4 protein-coding genes are annotated in these 2,665 nt (G+C 70.5%); 2 read left to right on the top strand and 2 right to left on the bottom strand.

All coding sequences use genetic code 11. The features are described 5' to 3' along the window. On the bottom strand, nt 1–591 hold a 591-nt coding region (locus tag ABZ885_RS39155), incomplete at its 3' end, for a hypothetical protein (protein ID WP_360199675.1). 107 nt (nt 592–698) lie between these two features. On the opposite strand from ABZ885_RS39155, the gene ABZ885_RS39150 reads away from it, so the two are divergent. Further along, nucleotides 699–1,325 (top strand): TetR/AcrR family transcriptional regulator, encoded by a 627-nt coding sequence (locus ABZ885_RS39150; protein WP_360199673.1) that lies wholly within the window; start codon nt 699–701, stop codon nt 1,323–1,325. A 146-nt stretch (nt 1,326–1,471) separates the two neighbouring features. Further along, entirely contained in the window at nt 1,472–1,945 is a 474-nt protein-coding gene (locus ABZ885_RS39145; RefSeq protein WP_360199671.1) for a hypothetical protein, read from the top strand. 98 nt (nt 1,946–2,043) lie between these two features. On the opposite strand, the gene ABZ885_RS39140 is transcribed toward ABZ885_RS39145, so the two are convergent. Continuing rightward, entirely contained in the window at nt 2,044–2,475 is a 432-nt protein-coding gene (locus ABZ885_RS39140) for a hypothetical protein (RefSeq protein WP_360199669.1), read from the bottom strand. Nucleotides 2,476–2,665 lie beyond the last annotated feature (190 nt).

Here is a 2,665-nt window from a genome sequence, read left to right as displayed (position 1 = left end):
GACGCACACCAGCCCGTGGCCGTTCTCCTGACCGAGCCACATCGCCAGGCCGAGCACCGGGACGCCGGCCGCCAGGGCGATCTCCTTGGGGAGGCGCGTGCGGGTGAGCAGCGCGAGGGCCAGGGTGGCGCCGAGGAAGTAGGTGGCGCCGGAGCTGCCCGCGAAGTTGCGCGGATCGGTGCTGGGCCCGTCGCCGAAGCCGAGCAGGGTGTCGATGCGGCCGGGCAGCACGATGCCGGCGAGGAAGAAGCCGAGGGTGAGCGGGCCGCCCCAGTACCACTGGGCGAGCGCGGCGACGGCGGCAAGGGTGAGGAGGTTCCACAGGCCGCCGAAGAGGCCGCCGTTCTGCATGAACACCGAGGTGAACTCGCGCCACCAGCCGGACTTGGCGGGGTCGGCGTCCAGCGCGTCCATGGCGCCGGACCAGGCCAGCTGGAGCAGCACGCCGCCGACGGCGAGCGCGCTCAGGGCGATGGCCGCCCACGGGAGCGGCCGTCCGTGCAGCGTGTCGCGGCCGACCGCGCCGAGCCCGCAGTTGACTATCATGATCATCAACGCGGCCGTGGTCACGTTGAAGACGATCGCCCCCATGCCCCATCTCCCCCGGTTGCGGCGCTTTCCAACGCCGTTAGAAAATTTGACCGCGCCAAGCTAGCACAACTTTCGAACAGTGTTGGAGAACGCTGTACGGTGGTTGCGTGAAGCTCACCAGGGAGCGCATCGTCGATGCGGGGATGGCCGTCTTCGCCGAGGTCGGCTACCACAACCTGTCGATGCGTCAGGTCGCCGACCGCCTGGACACCCACGCGGGCAGCCTCTACTACCACGTGCGCGGCAAGGACGAGTTGCTCGCCCTGATGGCCGACCGGGTCTGCCGTCAGGCGTACGACGCCGGGACCGAAGCCCTCGCCGCCCTCCCGCCCGCCGCAACCTGGCAGGACCACGTCGCGGCCCAGGCCACCGCCCTGCGCCGGAGCATCAAGCAGCACCCCGGCGGCGCCCGGCTCCTCGCCGAGAGCCCGGGCACGCTCAGCACCGGCGCCTTCTCCCTGATGGAACGCCTGCTGGGCACCCTCGTCGATGCCGGCCTGCCCCACGACCAGTGCGGCGTCGCCGCCGACACCCTGCTCAGCCACGTCACCGGTTTCGTGCTCCAGGAGCAGAACCAGCCCACGGCGCCCCCGGCCGTCACCGCCGAGCTCCACGCCGAACTGTGCGAGCGCTTTCCCCTGCTCATGGGCCCGCTGGCTCCGCGGCTGGACCAGGACGAGAAGTTCACGCGAAGCGTCCGCCTGCTCTGCGCCGGCTTCGCAACGCTCTCCTGACCACCCCTGGGCCGCGGCAGCCGTAGCCCCCGCCGCGCCGTCGTGCTGCGGGGAGTCCGCCGCAGGTGTAAGGCTGGAGCTGTCGCTCTCGGAGAACCACGACGCGACGACTCCTCGTGGCGCCCTCCCCGGAGGTGGGTCGAGGCATGGACACGGACATCGAGCTGACGTACCACAAAGGGCTGTTGCGCGAAATCGGCGGCGCGGCGGTCACCTACGGCCACCGGGAGTGGCTGGACAGCACGCCACGCGCCCTGGGGCCATGGGCACTCGAGTACCAGCGGCTCGGTTCGACCTTGCGCGCCGTGGGCGGCATCGAGATCACCTACCGCCGGTGGTCCTCCCTGCCGCGCACGGTCGGCCAGTGGACCTGCGAAGCCAGCAAGCACGGCGCCCGCCTGCTGCGCATCGGCCCCTATGAGTTGACCTACGATCGGCACGGCAGCCGGGTGTCCGCCGTCGGCCCCGTCGAGATCTTCTACGACCGGCTCGGCAGCCGCCCCATTCGCGTCCGGCTGCACGGCGAGGACGACTCGCTGTCCGACGAGCTGCTGCTCGCGCTCTTCCTCGTGCTGTTCTGGCAGAAGCAGGCGTGGGACGCGTACAACGCCGACCGCTGACCCGCGGACGGTGAACGGTCGCGCCGGCGGAACGGCCCGGCCCTGCGCCGGAACGTGGGCACCACGCCGCTCCGGCCGTGCGGGCGCGTCCGCAACCGTCAGTCCAGTGTTCTGGTCGTTCCGACGCACAGCGCCCAGATGACGAAGGCGTCGATCGTGATCAGAACGATCGCCCAGAACGGGTAGTGGGGAAGCCAGAGGAAGTTGGCGATCATCCCGAGCCCGGCCACGACGACGCCGACGGCCCGCGCCCACAGGGCTCCCCCGCCCCCGACGAGCGCCGTTCCGGCCAGAACGAGGACGGCACCGAGGGCCAGCTGAATCCATCCCCAGCCCGTGTTGCTCATCGAGTACGTGTAATTCCGGGTGACCACCAGCAGGTCGTCATTCGCGATACCGGCGATCCCCTGAAACACCGCCATGATGCCGCTGAAGATCAGCATGATCCCGGCTACGGTGGTCCACCCACCCGCAAAAGCACGCTCGACGGTCCGGCCGCTACGGCCACCGCCCGTGGCACTACCGGCCATGGCACGGACTCCTTCGAAAGCACCACCGTGTCACCCACACGGGCGACCTGCGCAAAACTCCACCTCCAGGCTGCCACGCACCCGCACCACCCCGCGAGGGCAGGACGGTACTCACTTCTTCAGGTCGTCGAGGTTGGCCGGGAGCCCGAGGTTGGGAGCGCCCGCCGTGGCGGCGGCCTCGACGACCTGG

The sequence above is a fragment of the Kitasatospora sp. NPDC047058 genome (genome assembly GCF_040643935.1).
Taxonomy (GTDB): Bacteria; Actinomycetota; Actinomycetes; order Streptomycetales; family Streptomycetaceae; genus Kitasatospora.
Note: the sequence above shows the minus strand (reverse complement) of the source record. Positions and strands in the feature narration are given on the sequence as shown.